Here is a 21,834-nt window from a genome sequence, read left to right as displayed (position 1 = left end):
AGCTTTTTGCTATTTTTAAAAGAAATCAAAGCAGTTGTACTCATGAATTGATTGAACTCATCATAACTTGAAAGAAAGCACGTTCAAGGAGGGATTCGAATGACGTCGGAAAATTGGAAGCAGCTTGAACATTCTATTGCTGAGATTACGGAGATTGCCGATGGATTTGGGCTCGATTTTTACGAGATGAGATATGAGATTTGTCCTGCTGAAATTATTTATACATTCGGTGCTTACGGGATGCCAACTAGGTATAGTCATTGGTCCTTTGGAAAGCAATTTCATAAAATGAAACTGCAATATGATTTAGGACTGAGTAAGATCTATGAGCTTGTCATTAACTCTGATCCTTGTTATGCCTTTTTATTAGATAGCAACTCTCTTATCCAAAATAAATTGATTGTTGCTCATGTCCTTGCCCATTGCGATTTCTTTAAAAATAACGTCAGGTTCTCCAATACTCGCCGAGACATGGTGGAAAGTATGAGTGCCACTGCTGAACGAATTGCTCATTATGAGCATGTACATGGAAAAGAAGAGGTCGAGAACTTTCTAGATGCTGTGTTAGCTATACAGGAACATATTGATCCAAGTATTCTTCGTCCAAAGCTTAATTGGAGTATGGAGGATGATGAGCTAGAACCAAGGAAAAAACAAACAGAATATGATGACTTATGGTCTCTTGACGAAAAAAAGAAAACGGAAAAACCTAAGCCGAGAAAGAAACATTTCCCTCCCAATCCTGAAAAAGATATCTTGCTATTCATTGAGGAGTATAGTAGAGAACTCGAACCATGGCAGCGTGATGTTTTAACAATGATGCGTGAAGAAATGTTATATTTCTGGCCGCAACTAGAAACGAAAATCATGAATGAAGGCTGGGCGTCCTATTGGCATCAACGGATCCTTAGAGAAATGGATTTGACTAGTGAAGAAACGATTGAATTTGCCAAACTTAATGCAGGTGTCGTACAGCCATCAAAGACATCGATTAATCCATACTATTTAGGACTTAAAATATTTGAAGATATTGAAGAACGATACAACAACCCGACAAAAGACATGCAAGAACGCCAAGGGGTAACTCCAGGGAGCGGACGAGAGAAAATGTTTGAAGTACGAGAGATTGAATCAGATATTTCTTTTATTCGGAATTATTTAACGAAAGATCTCGTTACAAGGGAAGATATGTATTTGTTCCAAAAACAAGGCGCAGATTACAAAATCATTGATAAACAATGGGAACAAGTCAGAGATCAACTAGCTCAATCTCGAGTCAATGGAGGGTTTCCATATTTAGTCATTACAGACGGAGATTATTTAAAAAATGGTGAGCTCTATATTAAGCACAATTACGAAGGAACTGAATTAGATGTTGGCTATTTAGAAAAAGTACTCCCCTATTTACATCAACTGTGGGGCCGCCCCGTTCATATCGAAACACTCATTAACGAAAAAGAAATCGCCTTCGTCTACGACGGAAAAAAAGTCCACCGAAAATACCTGTAGATTTAATGAAAAAAGGCGCCCTTTCCTTTTTTCATTAAATCGAAGCGATGAGCGGAGCCGCCGTAATGTCTTAAGCCTAAAGGAGCGGGTTTCTCCTTTAGGCGCACGGCGAGAGAAGCCATCGCAAGCGGGTTCGCTCTGTTAAAGTAAAGGCGCCCTTTCCTTTTTTCATTAAATCGATATTATGGTAAGCTCTATCTCCGAGCTTACCTGTTTTCATGCAAATAATTAAAGTTATTGAAATTACAGAAAATTGCTAATTGAATGTTGACGGATTCTTGGCTACCGGAGTACTATTAATGATAGTCAATTTATTATTCGAGTAGCTAAATATTAGATTTCGGAAAGATTTTAAGGCGGGAGAGTGACTATGGAGACATTTAAACGGTTGAAGCAATTTTATTGGCCTTACAAAGGGTATTTTATTTGGTCGCTATTGGCATTATTTATTGTTACTGGTATGACGGTTCTTTATCCGATGATCTTACAGTTTACGATTGACCATGCTGTTAGAGCAGAGAACTATGGATTAATCCCTTATTTAGCCTTAGCCATTGTTGTGGTGATGGCGCTAAAAGGAGGAGCCGTATACATTCATCAATATTATGGTGATTTATTTGGAATTACAACGGTCTACAAATTACGGAATACGTTGTATAGAAAACTTCAATTTCTTCCTTTTCGCTATTATGACAATGCGAAAACAGGGGACTTAATGTCTCGACTAACAGGTGATGTGGAAACGTTTCGATTTTTTCTATCATTTGGCTGTGCTCAAGTAGTGAACTTTGTCTTACTTGTTGGCTTTAGTATGGTGGTCATGTTCTACTATTCAATCCCTCTTACTCTTGTCACGTTAGCTGTACTTCCGTTTTTGGCCATCACGGTAAAGAAATTTGACAAGCGAGTCCACCCAGGATTTCGCGGGATTCGAAAGTCTTTAGCAAGGTTAAATACGAAAGTACAAGAGAATGTAAGTGGGATGCATACAGTAAAGGCATTATCTCAAGAAGATCAAGAGATCAATCGTTTTGAAAAGTCGAATGAAGATTATCGGCAGAAGCATCTAGATATTTCAAAAATATGGGGCAACTATTTCCCGTTTATGGAGTTTTTAGGGAATTTGTCAGCTGTTTTTCTTTTGGCATTTGGTGGATATTTAACGATTCAAGGAAGCATACAGCCTGGTGAACTTGTTGCCTTTTTTAGTTTGGTTTGGTATATCATCGGTCCGATTATGAATTTAGGGTTCATTATTAACATGTTCTCGCAATCTAAAGCATCAGGAGAACGTTTATTAGAGATTTTAGATGAAGTAGAAAGAAAAGACGAGGCATTGCCTAATGTGCAAACAAGGAAGGATTTTGTGGGGGAGGTCGTATTTAATGAAGTCTCACTTACTTATGGAGATAAGTATACTCCTGCCTTAAAAGGAATTTCTTTTGAAGCGACAAGAGGAAAAACAATTGGTTTAATTGGAGCAACGGGTTCTGGTAAATCAAGTATTATCCAATTGATAACAAGGTTTTACGAACGTTCTTCTGGAGATATACTCATTGATGGAAAATCGATAGATGAGTTCTCTTTAAGTGATTTGAGAGAACAAATAGGTGTTGTGTTGCAAGAAACATTTTTATTCTCTTCGACGATCCGTGATAATCTGTCATATGGAAGGCCTGATATATCTATGGATCAAATTATTGAAGCAGCAAAACGGGCGGATGCTCATGAATTTATCAATGCATTACCGGATGGATATGAGACTGTACTTGGAGAGCGAGGGCTTGGATTATCAGGTGGTCAAAAACAGCGGATTGCCATCGCAAGAGCGATCATTATGGATCCAAAGATTTTGATCTTAGATGATGCAACTAGTGCAGTCGATATGCAAACAGAAGTGAAGATTCAGAAGGCCTTTCGTGAAGTGATGAAAGGACGTACGACATTTATTATTGCTCATCGTATTTCATCTGTAAAACATGCCGATGAAATCATGGTTCTTAACGACGGGGAAATTTGTGAGCGTGGAACCCATGATGAGTTGCTTCATTCACAAGGGGTTTATCGCAGAATTTATGACATTCAAAACCAAGACCAAGAATACGTTCTTCAACAGGCGTAAGGGGGAGACCATGGAACAAACAACAAAGCGATCGAGATTTCATTATACGACAGAACAGATCATTGAAAAGCCATTTAATTGGTCACAAATGGTCCGCCTATTAAGTTATATGAAGCCTTATGCTTGGACACTTTTGCCCAAAACAATCATTGCCATGTTAATTGTTACAGCCGTTAGGATAGCGGTTCCGATATTTATCGGCGTATTAGCGATTGATTATGCCATTATTCCAGGAGATGTCAACCTCCTTTATTTATTTGCGGTAAGCGTACTAGGGCTTTATTTATTTTCATGGATTGCTAATGTATTTCGGATTAGATGGATGAATGAAATCGGTCAGCATATGATTTTTGATATTCGAACGGCGTTGTTTAATCATATACAGCGCCTATCACACCGTTTCTTTGATCAACGCTCGGGGGGATCAATTCTTGTTCGGGTAATTAATGACGTTAATTCCATGCAGGACCTTTTTACGAATGGTGTAGTCAATTTATTAATGGATATTGTTATGCTAGTTGGGATTATCATTATCTTATTTACGTTAAGTCCTGAGCTTGCGATGTTAATATTAATCGTTCTGCCTATTATGTTTTTTATATCTACAAAGCTTAGAAGAAAAATTCGCCGATCTTGGCAGACGGTGCGTGTGAGACAATCTAAAATGAATTCACATCTAAATGAAAGTATTCAAGGGATTCGTGTGACCCAAGCATATGCACAGGAAAAAGAAAACATGGATTTTTTCGATGGAGTAAACACCGATAATTATGAAAGTTGGAAACACGCAACGAGAATGAATGCTATATTTCGACCGTTTGTTGAAATGTCAAGTGCTATTGGAGCAGTTGTATTAATTTGGTACGGTGCTTCTTTAATTGAATCAAATACGATTTCCATTGGGGTATTTGTATCGTTTGCTTTTTATTTAGGTATGTTTTGGGAACCGATTTCTAGATTAGGGCAAGTGTATAATCAATTGCTCGTTGGAATGGCCTCATCTGAGCGAATCTTCGAATTTCTCGATGAAAAACCATCTGTACCTGAAAAGAAGGACGCTATTTCTCTTTCAGAGGTGAAAGGTGAGATTGTTTTTCGGGATGTTGAATTTGCTTATGATGAATCAAGGAAAGCTCTTCAAGACATTAACTTAACCTTTCAAGCGGGGCAAACCATTGCGCTTGTTGGTCATACGGGCTCAGGAAAATCAACGATTGTGAACTTAATGAGTCGTTTTTATGATCCGACAAAAGGGCAAGTTCTTCTTGATGGAACGGATTTACGTGATTTGCGTTTAGATGAGCTTCGTTCTAATGTAAGCTATGTGCTGCAAGATACGTTTATCTTTGCTGGAACGATAATGGATAATATTCGTTTTGGGAGACCGGATGCAACAGATCAAGAAGTAAAAGATGCGGCCAAAGCAATTGGAGCCCATGAATTTATTGTGAAATTAGAGGATGGGTATGATACCGAAGTCGAAGAGAAAGGAAATGTTCTGTCGGTAGGTGAACGTCAATTGCTATCCTTTGCACGTGCATTGCTTGCGAACCCGCGCATTCTTATTTTGGATGAAGCAACAGCAAGCATTGATACAGAGACGGAGCTGAAGATTCAAGAAGGATTAAAACGCTTATTAGCTAATCGTACAGCAGTGATGATTGCACACCGTTTGTCTACGATACGAGATGCCAATAAAATTATTGTATTAGAGCAGGGGAAAGTATTAGAAGAAGGAACCCATGATGAGCTCATGGAAAGTAGAAGGGCTTACTATAATCTTGTAAAATCGCAGTATGCTGCCATGATGGATAAAAATTAATAAAGTGACGTGGACTTATAAGAGCTGCCATTGAAACACATTGTGTGCACTATTTCGCTCATGTGTTCTTGCTAAGCCTCATTATGAGTCCTTTTTTTTGACATAATCTCCGTTAGACCATTTATCTTCTACATTATTTCTAATAAATCGACACATTTTTCTTGTTTCTAAAGTCTCTAGATAGTATCCTAATAAGGGCAAATAAAGGAAGGTCAGAATATTTCCTCAGGTGGTGGAGAAAGTAATCATTAGGTTCTTTTTGTAAAGTGAGTTAGATTGATTGACATTTCGCGAATTCAGAGTAATATAGATGTAATATTCAAAATTTTATAAAAATAGAGGTGCTAGAAATGAAGTATGCCTTTGCAGATCGAGTTCGTTATTTGCAATCTTCTGCGGTTAGAGATATTTTGAAAATTGTAGGGAAAGGAAATGTAATCTCATTCGCGGGTGGACTTCCAGATGATGATTTGTTTCCTCTTGATGGACTTGAAGATGCATTCTCAAGGGTTTTTCAAACAGGAAAAAAATCGTTGCAGTATATGGAGACAGAAGGGTATCGCCCATTAAGAGAAGTTATCTTAGAACGGATGAGCAAAAAAGGGATCACTGGATTTACATCAGATGAAGTCTTGGTCACAACAGGTTCACAACAAGCGATTGATTTGTTCTCGCGCATCATGCTAAGTCCTGGTGATGTCGTCTTAACAGAAGACCCAACGTATTTAGCTGCACTTCAAGTGTTTAAATCGTATGAAGCATCAGTTGTTGCAGTCGACTCTGATGATGATGGAATGCTTCCAGACGACTTAGAGAGGAAATTAAAACAACATAATCCAAAATGTATCTATGTAGTTCCGACATTTTCAAATCCTGCTGGTCGGGTTTGGTCACTTGAGAGACGAAAGCAACTAATTAATCTTGTACATAAGTACAAAGTGGTCGTGTTTGAGGATGATCCGTATGGGGAGCTCCAGTTTACAGAGGATGAAGTCTATCAACCATTAGCCTCTTTAGATGATGGCACACATGTCATGTATACGAGTACGTTTTCTAAGACAGCTGTACCTGCACTGCGTACGGGCTGGATTGTTGGACCGTATCAAGTCATTCGAATGATGGCTCAGGCAAAGCAAGCAAATGACTTACATTCGAACTCTTTGTCCCAGCAAGCCCTATATCAATTATGTACGCATTATGATCTAGATGCACATATTAACCATTTAATTAAAGTATATAAAAGTCGGATGGAAGTCATGGTACAGTGTTTGGAGGAAGCAAACTTGCCAGAGGTTCATTTTGTTAAGCCAAAAGGTGGAATGTTTCTTTGGCTAGAAGTAGAAAAGTCGTTGAATATGACCTCGCTTTTAAATGATGCGGTTGATCGCGGTGTCGCCTACGTACCTGGTGAACCGTTCTACGCAGGAACACCAAAGACAAATACATTGCGATTAAACTTTACCCATGCGACTCCAGAGAAAATTCAACAAGGGATGAAATTATTTGTTCCTATGATTCAAGAAGAAATGGAAAAAAGGTTAGTGAATGTCAAATAAAAAAACGAGACTTAGTTGGTTCAATAACCGACTAAGTCTCATTTTTATCATTTAAAATTCTCTAATTGAGCTAATAAAGACAGCAATAATGGCTACTGGTACGATATAGCGTAATAAAAATAACCAAATATGCCCTAGAGTTGTATTGCCAAAATCAGAATCACGCAAGGCATCAGCTTTCTTCCAGCCCCAGCCCATAAAGAGGGCAATGATTAATCCACCAAGTGGAAGGAAGATATTTGAAGCGATAAAATCAATTGAATCTAAAATGTCACGTCCTCCAATAATACTAATATGTGATAATACTCCTTGACCTAGAGAGGACGGGATACCTAGTAAAAAGATTAAAGAACCAACAATAATCGCAGCTTGCTTACGAGACCAAGCAAATTTTCTCATAAAGTAGGCTACGGCTACTTCTAATAATGAGACAGCTGATGTAAGAGCAGCTGCAGCAAGTAAGAAGAAAAATAAAAGTCCAAAAATGCCACCAAGAGCAAAGCTATCAAAGACATCAGGCATAACAACAAACACAAGTCCAGGACCTGAGCCAGGCTCAATTCCAAAAGCAAACACAGCAGGGAAGATCATAATACCAGCAATAATAGCAAATGCTGTATCTAAACCAGCAACACTTGCAGCAGCACCAGGAAGCTTCTCCTTGTTTGATAAATAACTTCCGTACGTTATTAAGGCGCCCATCCCTAAACTAAGAGAGAAGAATGCTTGCCCTAATGCAGCTAAATAAATGCTAGGATTGGTTAAGGCAGACCAATCAGGAGAGAATAAAAAGGCTAGACCTTCTTGTGCTCCACCAAGAGTTAATCCATAAATAGAAAGAACAATAAGTAAAATTCCAAGTAATGGCATTAAGATTTTGTTTGAACGTTCGATCCCTTTTTTTACACCAACAAAGACAATTCCAATTGTTAAAGCCATAAATAAAAACTGCCACATAAGTGGTTGCGTAGGGCTAGTAATAAAGCCTCCGAAGAAATCACCATATCCACCTGCAGGAGCACTCCAAAGGTTACCTGTTAAGTAATTAACGAAATAATAAACAATCCATCCAGCGATAACACCATAAAATGAAAGAATCATAAATGCAGCGGCAACACCCATGATACCTGCTGCTTTCCATGGTTCACCTGGAGCTAATCGCTCTCCTCCTGGTGACAATTTTTCAAATGCACCCACGGCGTCACTTTGTGCTTTACGTCCGATTGTAAATTCAGACATCACAATGGGAACACCAATTAAAACAATCATAACTAGATATACCAAGATAAATGCTGCACCACCATTTTCTCCTGCTACATAAGAAAATCTCCAAATATTACCTAATCCAACAGCTGAGCCCATCGCAGCTAAAATAAATCCTAGCCTTGTGGCCCATTGCTCACGTCCTGGTTCTTGCTTTCTTGACACGACGTATTCCTCCTTTAAATTGTTAAAATGTTTTGTGAATATACTATATCACACTAAAGAAAAAATGAATAGTAAATTTTCTGACAATGTTAATAAGGAGAAAATGACTAGATGAATGAGGAGTGTCTATATGAAAAAGGGACTATTCTAAAAAGGGATGTTAAGAACCCTTTAAAATAGTCCGTCTAATGAGGATTACATGTTTGAGAGCCGGCGAATTCGTTCTCTTGGGTCTGGGTGCGTGGAGAACATTTGGGCTGCTCTTTTCTTTAGAGGATCAGCAAAATATAAAGGAGCAGACGTACTCGATGCCTCTTGTACAGGCGTATCAACTCCTGTTATTTTTTCCAAGGCTGATGCGAGCGCGTATGGATTTCTGGTCAGTTCTGCTGCACTTGCATCAGCTAGATATTCACGATTGCGTGAAATAGCCAAGCGGATTAACGTTGCGATAAATGGCGCAAGAATTAATAATAAAAGGGCGACAATTAAGATGGCCGGGTGCTGCTTTTGGTTTCGATTTCTTCTGGAAAAAAACATCATTCGTGAACCAAGGTCGCTTAAGATAGCGACAGCTGACACAAGAGCAACGGCTATTGTAGCTAAGCGAATATCAAAATTACGAATGTGAGCGACTTCATGTGCTAAAACCCCTTCGATTTCTTCACGGTTCAACCGATTCATCAGTCCAGTCGTTACAGCAACAGCACCCTTTTTAGGTGAAGTGCCTGTTGCAAAAGCATTTGGACTTTGATCTTGGATGATATAAATTTTAGGCATTGGAATTCTTGCTGCCATAGCTAAGTTCTCCACAGTATGCCATAAAAATGGATCGTCATCTTTAGAGGTGACTTGTTTTGCATGATTCATTCTCATAACGACATTTGTGCTAGATACTAGCATCACAATCGTATAACCTCCACCAATCAAAGTGGCAAGCAACATTCCAGAATAATAATTACCAGAGGTAATATAGGTGAACGAGGCTCCAATCGCTAAAACAAAAACAATAAACCCTGCTACGATGAACACTGTATTCCGCTTATTTCGTTCAATTTGTTTATAGAGAATCATTGCTTTTTCTCCAATCTAAAACTGTACTTTTACATTTTCACGTTCTTCAGCCGGAATTTCGAGCATATCTCGTCTTGAAAAATTATGCATTGAAGCAACTAAGTTTGTTGGGATTGATTGAATCTTGGTGTTGTACTCCATGACTGTTTTGTTGTAGAGCTGTCTTGCATAAGCAATTTTGTTTTCTGTTCCTGATAGCTCCTCCTGAAGCATATTAAAATTGTTGCTTGCCTTTAAATCTGGATAGGCCTCTCGTAACGCAAAAAGCTGCCTTAGTGCACCAGATAATTCATTGTTTGCTTCAATCTGTTCTTGACGACTACTTCCAGGGGCAGTTATTTGGTTTCGAAGCTCCACTACTTTTGCTAACGTTTCCTGTTCGTGTTTTGCATAGCCTTTTACTGTTTCAACAAGGTTAGGAATTAAGTCAAACCTTCTTTTTAACTGAACATCAATTTGAGCCCAAGACTCCTCCACCCAATTCCGGTATTTCACTAAACGGTTGTAACTAGAAATCCAAAATAAAACTAAAACAATTATTAAGCCAACGGCAATAAGAAATCCCATTTTTTTTATCTCCTTTCAAACACATATATATGATATACGTAGAATATTAAATGTTGGTTTCATTTCTTATTAGTATTTGCGAAGTGGTTATCAAATATTGTTTTTTATCTCCGAATTTCAAGCAAACGAAACTTTGTTATACTAAAAATCATACAGATTTTCCAAACGAGGATGGAGTGACATAGATGTTAATGTTGATCAAACAAGGTGAGGTGTATTCACCTGTCTATAAAGGAAAAAAAGATTTGTTAGTGGCCGGAGGAAAAATCATCGCAATGGAAGATTCGATTGATGGAACAAGCTTACCTATAGACGTTCAAGTAATAAATGGAGAAGGTCATTATATTGCTCCGGGGTTCATTGACAGTCATGTTCACATTATTGGTGGAGGAGGCGAAGGAGGATTTAAAACGCGCACACCGGAATTGATGCTAAGCCAAGCGACGACAGCAGGAGTTACAACGATTGTTGGCGTGATTGGAACAGATGGAACGAGTCGAACCATGCCTGACTTAATTGCCAAAGCAAAAGGTCTAGTAGAAGAAGGCATTTCTTGTTACGTTCATACTGGCTCATATCAAGTTCCTATTAAGCCTTTAACAGGATCGATTCAAAGTGATTTAATGCTTATTGACCAAATTATTGGAGTAGGAGAGGTTGCAATATCTGATCATCGTTCTTCACAGCCAACGGTGGATGAGCTCAAAAGAATTGCGGCAGAAGCCAGAGTGGGAGGAATGTTAGCTGGAAAAGGCGGGAAGGTAAATGTGCATGTTGGCGATAGCGAGCAAACTCTTTCCATATTGGAGGAAGTCATTGCTCAATCTGACCTTCCTATTACACAATTTCTCCCCACTCATATAAATCGAAATGCGAACTTATTTAAAGCAGGAGTAGAATATGCCAAAAAAGGCGGGTATGTTGACTTTACGACAAGTACAGTGCCGACATTCTTGGAGGAAGGTGAAGTGAAATGTAGCCGGGCATTGAAATTACTTTTGGATGAGGAAGTTCCGCTAGAGCAAATTACTTTTACTTCTGATGCACAAGGAAGTTTACCTGCTTTTGATGGTCAAGGCAAGTTGGTAGGCTTACAAATTGGTGAAATCAAATCCCTTTTTGCAGAGGTGAGAGATGCAGTATTGGATGAAGATGTACCATTAGAGAAAGCATTGCAAGTAATTACGAAAAACCCTGCTCAGGCATTGAAGTTAAAAGGCAAGGGCGAACTTGTAGTAGGAAATGATGCAGATCTTGTTTTATTAACGAAAGATTTTCATATTCAAACTGTAATTGCTCAAGGACAAGTTATGGTTAGAGATGGTGTTGTTCAAGTGAAAGGAACATTTGAATAGCATAGATGCCATACATAGAATAACTAGATAGAGTATTTTGTGAAGGTAGGGTTATTCATTCGATAACCCTATCTTTTCTTGTAAATGAGTAGTTATTATGTTAACGCTTACATATTTGTCATGCGATGAGTATAACCGACGTATAGTTAAATTAGGTACTTTGAAATGAGCGGGCGCTCAACTTATTTAAGGAGGATGACGAATGGATTTCGAGTTAACAAAAGAACAACGCATCGTTCAAGATATGGTACGTCATTTTGCTCGATCTGAAATAGTCCCCAATGCTGAAAATTGGGATAAGAATGCGACATTTCCGAAAGAAGTATTTAAAAAGATGGGCGAACTAGGCCTATTAGGTTTGCCTTTTCCGGAAGAGTACGGCGGAGCAGGAGCCGATACCATTACGTATGCACTTGCTGTTGAAGAAATTGGCCGTGCTTGTGGCGGAACGGGCTTAAGTTATGCTGCTGCAGTCTCTCTTGGAGCGAGTCCAATTTATTATTTTGGGACAGAGGAGCAGAAACAAACATATCTTATCCCACTAGCAAAAGGGGAAGCCCTTGGTTCATTTGGGTTAACAGAACCGAATGCGGGTTCCGATGCAGGCGGTACAAGAACAACGGCTGTGCTGGATGGGGATGAATTCGTTATTAATGGAGAAAAATGTTGGATTACCAACGCAGGTTATGCGAAATGCGTGATCGTTACAGCGGTGACCGGAGTAGATTCGAATGGGAAAAAAATCATCTCTGCCTTCATTGTTCCAACAGGAATGGAAGGCTTTCATATTCGATGCGACTACGACAAAATGGGCGTTCGAGCTTCAAATACGTGTGAACTAGTTTTAGAAAATGTGAGAGTACCAAAAGACCACTTATTAGGTGATCCCTCTAAAGGATTTAAACAATTTCTCTATACTTTGGATGGGGGAAGAATTTCGATTGCTGCCTTAGCGGTTGGAATTGCTCAAGCAGCTTTTGATAAGGCTCTGACTTATGCAAAAGAACGGAAGCAGTTTGGGAGGACACTGTCTCATTTTCAAGCGATTCAATTTAAGCTTGCTGATATGGCCATGGAGATTGAGCTAGCTAGAAATATGGTTCAAAAAGCAGCCTGGCTTAAAGATAAAAATAAGCCGTTTTCAAAAGAGGCCGCATTTGCTAAGTTGTTCGCATCTGAAACCGCGACAAGAGTGTGTAATGAAGCGTTACAAATTCATGGAGGCTATGGCTATATGCGTGAATATGGCATTGAGCGGATGCTGCGAGATGCCAAACTTATGGAAATTGGTGAAGGCACCTCTGAGATCCAACGTCTTGTCATCGCAAGGCAATTAGGGTGTTTTTGAGATTGGAGGAGTTCGATGTTTACTCGAGTACTAATTGCTAATAGAGGAGAAATAGCTCTCCGTATTATCCGAACATGCAAAAGACTGGGGATAGAGACGGTTGCTATCTATTCAGAAGCAGACGAAAATGCGCTATTTGTACAGAGGGCAGATCAAGCGTATCTAGTAGGTCCTTCTAAAGTACAAGAAAGCTATTTAAACATGAATAAGATTATCGAGGTAGCCAAGGAAAGTCAGGCAGATGCTATTCATCCTGGCTATGGATTGTTATCTGAAAATGCTGACTTTGCAAGAAGGTGTCAAAATGAGAACTTGGCGTTTATCGGACCGAAACCTGAAATGATTGAATTGATGGGAGAAAAAGTAAAAGCACGAAATGCCATGAAACAGGTTGGGTTTCCAGTGATTCCAGGAACGGAACTGGCAACAGAAGAGGAAGACGAGTTCGTGCAAGCGATCAGTCATCTCGGTTATCCGCTTATGATGAAAGCCTCTGCTGGAGGTGGCGGAATTGGGATGCAAAAAGTCGAAAATGAAGAACAAGTAAGAAGGGCTTTTGCTTCAAATCAAAAAAGAGCGAAGATGTTTTTTGGTAACGGTGAAATGTTTGCTGAAAAAGCAATTGAACAAGCACGGCATATAGAGATTCAAATTTTAGCAGATCAATTTGGAAATGCGATTCACTTATGGGAAAGAGACTGTTCCATACAGCGAAGGAATCAAAAAGTCGTTGAAGAATCTCCTTCCCCGTTTCTAGATGATGGGCTTCGCAGTAAGATGGGAAAATTGGCAACAGATGCTGTTAAAAAGTTAGGCTACACAAATGCAGGGACAATTGAGTGTTTAGTGGATGAAAACAAACAAGTCTATTTTCTAGAAATGAACACGAGGTTACAAGTGGAACATCCAGTAACCGAGGAAATAACGGGGATTGATTTAGTAGAGTGGCAACTTCGAATTGCTGCTGGTGAACGTTTGCCTTTTGCACAAAAGGACATTCAAAGAAATGGGCATGCCATTGAGGTAAGAATTTATGCAGAGGATCCTAAAACGTTTTACCCCTCTCCAGGTACCATTTCAAAATGGTCTTTGCCAACATTAGAGGGAATTCGTTATGAGTGTGCTGTAGAAAAAGGGACAGTTGTAACTCCTTACTATGATCCATTAATTGCCAAACTTATAGCAAAAGGGGATAACCGAAAAGAGACGATTGCTAAGATGTCCAATGTGCTAGAACAATGCAGCATTGAAGGAATAAAAACAAATATCCCTATGCTGAGGCAAGTGTTGTCTCATTCTGTTTTTCAAGCAGGAGATGCAACAACAGGATTTGTTTCTGATTATTACAAAAAAGGGTGAGTGATCACATTGAAAAAAGTAACAACCGCTATGGCGGGGAATGTTTGGAAAATGCTTGTGACAGTTGGAGATACCGTAAATGTTGGGCAAGAAATTGCGATATTAGAGTCCATGAAAATGGAAATTCCGATTGAATCCACAGACAAAGGAACAGTTAGCGCAGTGTTAAAAGAGGAAGGAATGTTTGTTGATGAAGGGGATGTATTAATCGAGCTTGATGACTAAGGACGAATCATTTTGGAGGAAGTGAGTCGGTGAACCAAATGGAAGTGAAGATTCGCGAAGTAGGGCCAAGAGATGGATTACAAAATGAAAAGGAAATTGTCAGCACGGAAGCAAAAATTGAGTGGATTAATCAATTAGTCAATACAGGGCTGCCCTACATTGAATTAACCTCTTTTGTCCACGCAAAGTGGATCCCAGCACTAGCAGATGCAAGTGAGGTTGTAAAAGGGGTCAAACGAAGTCCCCATGTTACTTTCGGAGCGCTTGTTCCTAATGAATATGGGCTAGAACGAGCACTAGAGGCAGGAATTGATGAGGTAGCGGTATTTCTGTCAACAAGCGAGACACATAACCAAAAGAATATTAATAAAACAATTGATAAAACACTCCCTGTTATAAAAAATGTCGTTACGCAAGCAAAGGCAGCTAAAAAAACAGTACGGGGTTATGTCTCAACCGTGTTTGGATGTCCATATGAAGGAACAGTAAATGTCGATAAAGTGCTATCTATTTCTACTGCGCTGATGGAAATGGGAGTGGATGAAATTTCGTTAGGAGACACGATTGGGATCGCCACACCAAACCAAATTGAAAATACAATTAGAAAGGTTGCCACTTACATTCCGCTATCTCGCATTGCCCTCCATCCACATGATACGAGTGGAACGGCGTTAGCCAATGTTTATGCAGCTTACAAGCTTGGAGTACGTGCGTTTGACGGCTCTGTTGGAGGCCTGGGTGGATGTCCATATGCAAAAGGAGCATCAGGAAATGTGGCGACAGAGGATATGATTTATATGTTTAACGGGATGAATATCGACACACAAGTTGACTTAGAGAAGATGACAGAGTGTGCTGTTTGGATTCAAAAAAAATTAAAACGACCGCTCCCTAGTCACCGTCTTCAAGTAGCACTCGCCGAAAAGAAGTGAGGAGGTTGTCAAATGAAGTCGCTTTTAATTGAAGAACGTGATCAAGGCGTTATTTTGGCAACTCTGAATCGACCAATGAAAGCAAATTCGCTTTCTATTCAATTGTTACGTGAGCTAAATGACTTTTTAACAAGTATAGAAACGTCAAAGAAGGCAAGAGTAATTATCTTTACAAGTGAGAAGACAAACGTATTTTGTGCAGGAGCTGATCTGAAAGAACGTAGTGAAATGGATGAAAAAGAAGTTAGGTTTGCTGTGCAAAAGATAGGAATGACGATAAATCGAATTGCGTCGTTAAAGCAACCGACCATTGCTGCTATGAACGGGAGTGCCTTCGGTGGGGGATTAGAGCTTGCATTAGCATGTGATCTACGCATTGGTTGCGAAGCGTCTTCGTATGGCTTAACAGAGACCTCCCTGGCTATTATCCCTGGTGCGGGTGGAACACAAAGGCTCTCTCGATTAGTAGGAATAGGGAAGGCGAAAGAATTGATTTTTACAGCTACAAGAGTTTCTGGGATAGAAGCGAAGGAAATAGGTTTAGTCGAACACGTTGAAAAACAAGAAGATGTGTTACCAAAAGCATGTGAAATTGCCCAAAAAATTGCAAGTAATGGACCAGTTGCCATTAGGCAAGCAAAGCAAGCTATTGATTTAGGCGCAGAGGTTGATTTGCAGACGGCATTAACAATCGAGAGAAATGCTTATGAAAAATTAATATCGACAAAGGATCGTCGTGAAGGCTTGCTTGCATTCCAAGAGAAAAGAAAACCAAATTATCAGGGGGAGTAAGGAGGGGTTGAATTGTCTTCTCGGAAAAAGTGGCAAGATGAGGTTGATAAAATTAAAGAAGGTGGTTCACCAAAATATCACAAGCTGAATGAGGCAAAGGGCAAGTTATTTGCCAGAGACAGATTGAAACTCCTTCTTGATGAAGGAACAGAGCTTGAGGATGGTTTGTTTGCTAATTGCGAGACAGAGGGCTTACCGGCAGATGGAGTCATTACAGGAATGGGGCAAATTCATGGTCAGACGGTTTGTGTGATGGCGAACGATTCAACGGTTAAAGCTGGTTCGTGGGGGAAAAGGACAGTAGAAAAGATTATTCGAATTCAAGAAACAGCCCAAAAGCTTCATGTACCGATGTTGTACTTAGTTGATTCAGCAGGAGCTCGAATTACGGATCAAGTCGAAATGTTTCCTGGTAGAAGGGGAGCAGGTCGGATTTTTTACAACCAGGTGAAATTGTCTGGAAGAGTACCACAGTTATGTTTGTTATTTGGCCCCTCGGCAGCTGGAGGAGCATATATTCCAGCGTTTTGTGATACGGTGATCATGGTCGATGGCAATGCTTCTATGTATTTGGGCTCGCCACGTATGGCTGAAATGGTCATTGGGGAACGAGTTTCACTTGAGGAAATGGGCGGAGCGAAAATGCACTGTTCTGTTTCAGGATGCGGAGATATCCTAGCTGATTCAGAGCAAGAAGCCATTGCGCAAGCAAGAAACTATTTGAGTTATTTTCCACCAAGCTATAAAGAAGCTTCTCATCTCAAAGAATCAAAAGAGGCGAAAACGTTTGAGAAAAGCATTGATGATCTCATTCCAACGAATCAAAATGCTCCTTTTAATATGTATGACTTAATTGACCGCATCATTGATGAGGATACGTTTTTTGAAATAAAAAAATTATTTGCTCCTGAGCTCATTACAGGATTTGCAAGATTAGATGGTCGAGCGATTGGAATCATCGCCAACCAGCCAAAGGTTAAGGGCGGTGTATTATTCCATGACTCAGCGGATAAAGCGGCAAAATTTATTTCCTTATGTGATGCCTATCATATTCCGTTATTATTTTTAGCTGATATCCCTGGATTTATGATTGGGACGAAAGTAGAAAGAGCTGGTATTATTCGTCATGGAGCTAAAATGATTGCAGCAATGTCAGAAGTGACAGTTCCTAAAATCTCAATCATTGTTCGAAAGGCGTATGGAGCTGGATTGTATGCCATGGCGGGGCCGGCTTTTGAGCCTGACTGTTGCTTAGCCCTTCCACAAGCGCAAATTGCTGTTATGGGACCAGAGGCAGCGGTGAATGCTGTGTATGCAAATAAAATAAAAGAGCTGTCAGAGAAAGAGCGAGAATTATTTATTAAAGAGAAACGAGAAGAATATAAAGCAGATATTGACGTTTATAGGTTAGCTTCAGAGCTAATTATTGATGGAATTGTACAAGGGAATGACCTGCGTGAGGAATTAGTGAAACGGTTTAATGCGTACTCCTCAAAACAGGTCCAATTCAGTGAGCGCAAACATCCTGTCTATCCAGTTTGAGAAATACATGCATTTAGAGAAGGGAAGGGGATTGAAATATCAAGGGACTACAAGGGTTATACCTTTGTTAAGAGCCCTTGATATTTTAGTCTTTTTATTGTGATGTCATGTTGAATTTCCATAAATTATCAATGTTTTTTTTACATATCAAACTCAAAAATAACCACACTATAAGTACACAAGGAGGTGAGACACAATGGCAAGTAACAACAACAGCAATTCAAACCAATTGCTTGTACCTGGTGTACAACAAGCACTTGACCAAATGAAGTATGAAATTGCTTCTGAATTCGGTGTTAACCTTGGAGCAGACTCTACATCTCGTGCAAACGGGTCTGTAGGTGGAGAGATTACAAAACGCCTAGTTCAAATGGCTGAACAACAAATGGGCGGAACACAACAATAATAAGATATGGATTAGAAGGGGTGAGTTCGCTCACCTCTTCTTTAAGTACAGGGAGATTATCAATGGGTATGTGTCCAGTTTGTAATGGAATGACAACGTTAGAGGTTCAATGTACGCAATGCAACGAGTTGCAAGTTGATTACGGTCGTATTATGGATTATTACGAAAAATACGACGCCTATTTGCCAATTGATTTAACCAAAAGAAATAATGGCATTTCTAATGATTTAAAAGACGAACAATGCCCGCATTATTTAGAATGCACTCAATGTGGAAGGACAACTGTCCAACTTGTTAATGAATTATAACTTTCGAATTAACGAAATGCGCAAGGTGAAATCAAAAAGGCGGAAGTGTCTAGTAAGTATAAAGACACTTCCGCTATATTAGGTTAGGATTTTGCTGGAGGATCTTCTTGTTCTAAGTCCCCACGAGACTCTTCAATGATTCCAGATTGGCGACCGTGTGTCGTCCCTCCGCCAAGACCTTCATTTATCATTCGGTCAACATCGACAAACTTTCTATCACGGCCTTCATAATTGGATCCTTTGTTTTTTTCCATATTGACCACTCCTTTCTTAGTAGCATGTATAAGTGGCCATATTTTTATTCATTAATGTTGCTCATATACATGATAAAGCATTAAGTCATGGACAAAAGGTTCAAGTTTTGCTTTTTGCTCAGAAGAAAGACTAGAATCCCCCCATTTAATTGACCCATCCTTATGATACACGCCTGTCATATATTGTCCTTCATGAAAAAATGAAAATGCCCATTCGCGACGTAACAAGTTATTGCGTAATTCCTTCCACTGAAAATGAGCTAACATAGTGAACCTCCCTCTAATTAAGTAAACGCTTACTTTTATTATACCATTAGAAGGTTAAATGGTGGGACGTTCGAATGCCCTGAAAAAGGAAAAGTGTCTTTTTCAGGGCTTTATAAAAGGTAATGGCTGCGCCCACTGCAATCCAGCTCAGAGAAACCCACTCAGAGCTCTATTTGGGAAAAAGCAGTGGCTTCGCACATTGCATAGAGTGTCCTGAAAAAGGAAAAGCACCTTTTCAGGGCTTAATTAAAAGGCAATGGCTGCGCTCACTGCAATCCAGCTCAGAGAAACCCACTCAGAGCTGGATTTGGAAAAAAGCAGTGGCTTCACACATTGCATAGAGTGTCCTGAAAAAGGAAAAGCACCTTTTTCAGGGCACTCTATTATGCTTCTTTTTCGGTGATGTCATCTGTGTGCCAATGTCCTCCTCCGAACCAAAGGTAAATTTGATCATTTTCTCCTCGTAAATAAGCGAAACAAACAAGTCCAGCTTGAAGAGCATATTTAATTTTCTGCTTGTTATCATAACGAATTTTTGTATAACAGACTCCAAGATCGCTAATTAAAGCAGTGAAAAGGTTAATTTGAATTTCAGTTTGCGAGTAATTTGGAGCAATGATGAAGGCAGAATGTGTTGTCCCATAATCTGAAACGGCAGCAACGGCAATTATTTTTCCGTCCCAAAGAGCTAACTTAATACTAGTGCCAGGCTGGTGTAAATGGTGTTTCTTTAGCTTGAAAAGCCAAGAATAACAAGACTTTGCTGCGTCTTTATCATGACGTTTAACAAAGTTCAAGATCGGTCTGCGATATTGCTCCCATTGGCGACTCTTTAGTGAAATAATCTTCATTTGAAGGACCTCCTTTGAATAGTGTTGCTACATAAGAAAAGGGAAAGCGAACCTTTTTGTCTGCCTTGATTTAGTAGCAGTTGCATTCGGGCACTAAAAAGGTGGATTTGTCCCTTTTTATGCCCTCTGTTAAGTAAAAGAGAGCTTGATTATATTTAGGGGTTCACAGTGAATAACTAGCGGGGGAGTATTGTCGTATCGTATACTATGTGATAGGTGCCTAAATGGTGAATGGAAAAAGGAGTGTTATCAATTTGCAAACAATATTTTTAATTGCTTTTATGGTTATCATTGGTGCCATTATTGGAGGCTTAACTAATTCACTTGCTATAAAAATGTTATTTCGCCCATATAAAGAAGTGAGAATCGGATCTTGGCGTGTCCCGTTTACTCCTGGATTGATTCCAAAAAGACACGATGAATTAGCTAGGCAGCTTGGAAAAATGGTCGTTGATTATTTACTAACGGCAGAAGGTCTTGGGAAAAAGTTAAAAAGTAAGGCTTTTTCGACCGGAATGATAAGTTGGTTACAACAAGAAGCACAAAAAGTAATGAGTAGTAATGAAAGCATTACGACGGTCGTCGAACAACGCTTTGGTGTGACAGATTTAAAAGATCTTCTAGTAAACAAAACAGAAGATATTGTCAAGCGGGGGTATTCTCAGTTCATAGAGCAAAATCGCCATGATACGCTGGATGAATTAATTCCAGTTTCAGTACAACATAAATTGGATGAACAAATTCCAACTGTAACTAACTATATTCTTGAAAGGGGACAATCATTCCTGCAAAGTCCAGAGGGCAAAGAAAGGTTAAGTGTAATGATTGACCGCTTTTTAGTTCAAAAAGGAACTCTTGGAAATATGATTTCGATGTTCCTTGGCAATGATCGGTTAGTGGATAAGGTTCAACCAGAGTTATTGAAATTTCTAAAAGATGATGGTACACAGGACCTCTTGCAGCAGTTATTAATGCAGGAGTGGGTGAAAGTGAAGCAGAAAAAGCTAGCAGATGTGGAAAGCTTCTTAAATGAAAAAGAAATCGTCGCGTTCATTACTCGTACGATAGAAACACAAGTACCGCTTTTCTCTACAATTGAAAAACCAATGAATGAGTGGACAGGTCCATATGAGGAGTTCGTCGAAACGACCGTGATACCAAAAGGGGTAGAAGTGATTTTGGATTTGCTCAGTACACATCTAGAAACATTACTGGAACGCTTCCATCTTGATGATATTGTACGAGAGCAGGTACAAACTTTTTCGGTTGAGCGTTTGGAAGAGCTTGTATTATCGATTTCCAAGCGTGAATTTAAGATGATTACGTATCTTGGAGCCGTTCTAGGAGGTTTGATCGGCTTCATACAAGGTTTTATTATTATGCTTTTAGGGTAGTAAAGTGAGAGATTAAGTAAATACCTACATTGATCGACATTTTTTGTACAAAATTAGCTCGATGGGATGAAATGCTATAGCGGACATGTTATAGTCGGTAGGACTATATTTTTAGGAGGACATACATAATGTCAAATGTTTATGATAAGGCCCACGAATTAAAGAGTACGCTTGCAGAAAGCGAAGAGTTTACATCGCTAAAATCATTACACGAGCAAATTGCAGCTGATGATATTGCAAAAAGAATGTTAGATAACTTCCGTAAGCTTCAACTTGAACTTCAACAAAAGCAAATGCAAGGAGTTCAAATTACAGAAGAAGAGGCTCAACAAGCACAACAACAGTTTGAACTTGTTCAACAACATGAATTAATTTCAAAGTTAATGGAAGCAGAGCAACGTTTAAGTGTAATTATTGGAGATGTAAACAAAATTATCACAGAACCATTAGAGGAAATCTACGGAAGCCCTGAGCAACAATAATTTTTATTTGCTTATGTGGTTTATATATTAAAAAAACAAGCGCATTGGACGTCCAATGCGCTTGTTTGCGTTGGACTGACGCCTGAAAAAGAGGGAGCCGTAAAAAGGGTAGGCAACGAGATGTATTGCCTACCGAAAAAGAGCAAGAGTCGCAATTAGAGTAGACAACAAGATGTATTGCCTACCGAAAAAGAGCAAGAGCCGCAATAAGGGTAGACAACGAGATGTATTGCCTACCGAA

General features: G+C 39.4%; 21 protein-coding genes. 15 read left to right on the top strand and 6 right to left on the bottom strand.

Going from position 1 to position 21,834, the window contains the following annotated elements:
- Positions 1 to 99: 99 nt before the first annotated feature.
- From LQ50_RS15610 to LQ50_RS15595, 4 genes are all read left to right on the top strand, one after another.
- The gene (locus LQ50_RS15610; RefSeq protein ID WP_034631074.1) at positions 100 to 1,509 is read left to right on the top strand and encodes a SpoVR family protein; all 1,410 of its coding nucleotides are present in this window, start codon (positions 100 to 102) and stop codon (positions 1,507 to 1,509) included.
- A gap of 370 nt (positions 1,510 to 1,879) precedes the next feature.
- Positions 1,880 to 3,631: an ABC transporter ATP-binding protein gene (locus LQ50_RS15605; protein ID WP_034631073.1), complete on the top strand. Its 1,752-nt coding sequence runs from the start codon at positions 1,880 to 1,882 to the stop codon at positions 3,629 to 3,631.
- A gap of 10 nt (positions 3,632 to 3,641) precedes the next feature.
- Positions 3,642 to 5,453: an ABC transporter ATP-binding protein gene (locus LQ50_RS15600; protein WP_034631071.1), complete on the top strand. Its 1,812-nt coding sequence runs from the start codon at positions 3,642 to 3,644 to the stop codon at positions 5,451 to 5,453.
- A 350-nt stretch (positions 5,454 to 5,803) separates the two neighbouring features.
- The gene (locus LQ50_RS15595; RefSeq protein ID WP_034631069.1) at positions 5,804 to 7,009 is read left to right on the top strand and encodes an aminotransferase-like domain-containing protein; all 1,206 of its coding nucleotides are present in this window, start codon (positions 5,804 to 5,806) and stop codon (positions 7,007 to 7,009) included.
- Between the two features lie 51 nt (positions 7,010 to 7,060).
- On the opposite strand, the gene LQ50_RS15590 is transcribed toward LQ50_RS15595, so the two are convergent.
- From LQ50_RS15590 to LQ50_RS15580, 3 genes are all read right to left on the bottom strand, one after another.
- Positions 7,061 to 8,437, bottom strand: coding sequence for a sodium-dependent transporter (locus LQ50_RS15590; protein WP_034631068.1), 1,377 nt, complete (start codon positions 8,435 to 8,437; stop codon positions 7,061 to 7,063).
- A 195-nt stretch (positions 8,438 to 8,632) separates the two neighbouring features.
- Positions 8,633 to 9,508, bottom strand: coding sequence for a zinc metalloprotease HtpX (htpX, locus tag LQ50_RS15585; protein ID WP_034631157.1), 876 nt, complete (start codon positions 9,506 to 9,508; stop codon positions 8,633 to 8,635).
- 18 nt (positions 9,509 to 9,526) lie between these two features.
- Positions 9,527 to 10,078, bottom strand: a complete 552-nt coding sequence (locus LQ50_RS15580; protein WP_034631066.1) for a LemA family protein — start codon at positions 10,076 to 10,078, stop codon at positions 9,527 to 9,529.
- 185 nt (positions 10,079 to 10,263) lie between these two features.
- On the opposite strand from LQ50_RS15580, the gene iadA reads away from it, so the two are divergent.
- From iadA to LQ50_RS15535, 9 genes are all read left to right on the top strand, one after another.
- Positions 10,264 to 11,433: a beta-aspartyl-peptidase gene (gene iadA, locus LQ50_RS15575; protein WP_034631065.1), complete on the top strand. Its 1,170-nt coding sequence runs from the start codon at positions 10,264 to 10,266 to the stop codon at positions 11,431 to 11,433.
- A 202-nt stretch (positions 11,434 to 11,635) separates the two neighbouring features.
- Positions 11,636 to 12,781: an acyl-CoA dehydrogenase family protein gene (locus LQ50_RS15570; RefSeq protein WP_034631062.1), complete on the top strand. Its 1,146-nt coding sequence runs from the start codon at positions 11,636 to 11,638 to the stop codon at positions 12,779 to 12,781.
- Between the two features lie 15 nt (positions 12,782 to 12,796).
- Complete coding sequence (locus tag LQ50_RS15565; RefSeq protein ID WP_034631061.1) at positions 12,797 to 14,140, top strand: acetyl-CoA carboxylase biotin carboxylase subunit; 1,344 nt, start codon at positions 12,797 to 12,799, stop codon at positions 14,138 to 14,140.
- Between the two features lie 9 nt (positions 14,141 to 14,149).
- The gene (locus LQ50_RS15560; protein ID WP_034631059.1) at positions 14,150 to 14,365 is read left to right on the top strand and encodes an acetyl-CoA carboxylase biotin carboxyl carrier protein subunit; all 216 of its coding nucleotides are present in this window, start codon (positions 14,150 to 14,152) and stop codon (positions 14,363 to 14,365) included.
- A gap of 38 nt (positions 14,366 to 14,403) precedes the next feature.
- Positions 14,404 to 15,297, top strand: a complete 894-nt coding sequence (locus LQ50_RS15555) for a hydroxymethylglutaryl-CoA lyase (protein WP_034631154.1) — start codon at positions 14,404 to 14,406, stop codon at positions 15,295 to 15,297.
- Positions 15,298 to 15,309: 12 nt separating this feature from the next.
- Entirely contained in the window at positions 15,310 to 16,089 is a 780-nt protein-coding gene (locus tag LQ50_RS15550) for an enoyl-CoA hydratase (protein ID WP_034631056.1), read from the top strand.
- 12 nt (positions 16,090 to 16,101) lie between these two features.
- Entirely contained in the window at positions 16,102 to 17,631 is a 1,530-nt protein-coding gene (locus tag LQ50_RS15545; RefSeq protein WP_034631055.1) for an acyl-CoA carboxylase subunit beta, read from the top strand.
- Positions 17,632 to 17,827: 196 nt separating this feature from the next.
- A complete protein-coding gene (locus LQ50_RS15540; protein ID WP_034631054.1) occupies positions 17,828 to 18,037 on the top strand; it encodes an alpha/beta-type small acid-soluble spore protein in 210 nt (69 codons plus the stop codon).
- A gap of 62 nt (positions 18,038 to 18,099) precedes the next feature.
- Positions 18,100 to 18,345 carry a hypothetical protein gene (locus tag LQ50_RS15535; protein WP_034631052.1) on the top strand — a complete coding sequence of 82 codons (246 nt, stop codon included), beginning with the start codon at positions 18,100 to 18,102 and terminating at the stop codon, positions 18,343 to 18,345.
- An 83-nt stretch (positions 18,346 to 18,428) separates the two neighbouring features.
- On the opposite strand, the gene LQ50_RS25800 is transcribed toward LQ50_RS15535, so the two are convergent.
- The 3 genes from LQ50_RS25800 to LQ50_RS15520 form a co-directional block, all read right to left on the bottom strand.
- Complete coding sequence (locus tag LQ50_RS25800; protein ID WP_202595384.1) at positions 18,429 to 18,599, bottom strand: hypothetical protein; 171 nt, start codon at positions 18,597 to 18,599, stop codon at positions 18,429 to 18,431.
- A gap of 51 nt (positions 18,600 to 18,650) precedes the next feature.
- Positions 18,651 to 18,866 (bottom strand): YheE family protein, encoded by a 216-nt coding sequence (locus LQ50_RS15530; protein WP_034631051.1) that lies wholly within the window; start codon positions 18,864 to 18,866, stop codon positions 18,651 to 18,653.
- A gap of 383 nt (positions 18,867 to 19,249) precedes the next feature.
- Positions 19,250 to 19,717: a hypothetical protein gene (locus tag LQ50_RS15520; RefSeq protein WP_034631047.1), complete on the bottom strand. Its 468-nt coding sequence runs from the start codon at positions 19,715 to 19,717 to the stop codon at positions 19,250 to 19,252.
- 254 nt (positions 19,718 to 19,971) lie between these two features.
- Here LQ50_RS15520 and LQ50_RS15515 point away from each other — a divergent pair, with 254 nt between their 5' ends.
- Positions 19,972 to 21,111 carry a DUF445 domain-containing protein gene (locus LQ50_RS15515; protein WP_084138872.1) on the top strand — a complete coding sequence of 380 codons (1,140 nt, stop codon included), beginning with the start codon at positions 19,972 to 19,974 and terminating at the stop codon, positions 21,109 to 21,111.
- A 128-nt stretch (positions 21,112 to 21,239) separates the two neighbouring features.
- Positions 21,240 to 21,593, top strand: coding sequence for a YlbF/YmcA family competence regulator (locus LQ50_RS15510; RefSeq protein ID WP_034631046.1), 354 nt, complete (start codon positions 21,240 to 21,242; stop codon positions 21,591 to 21,593).
- Positions 21,594 to 21,834 lie beyond the last annotated feature (241 nt).

The organism is Halalkalibacter okhensis, from assembly GCF_000787375.1.
Classification (GTDB): domain Bacteria; phylum Bacillota; class Bacilli; order Bacillales; family Bacillaceae_D; genus Halalkalibacter; species Halalkalibacter okhensis.
Note: the sequence above shows the minus strand (reverse complement) of the source record. Positions and strands in the feature narration are given on the sequence as shown.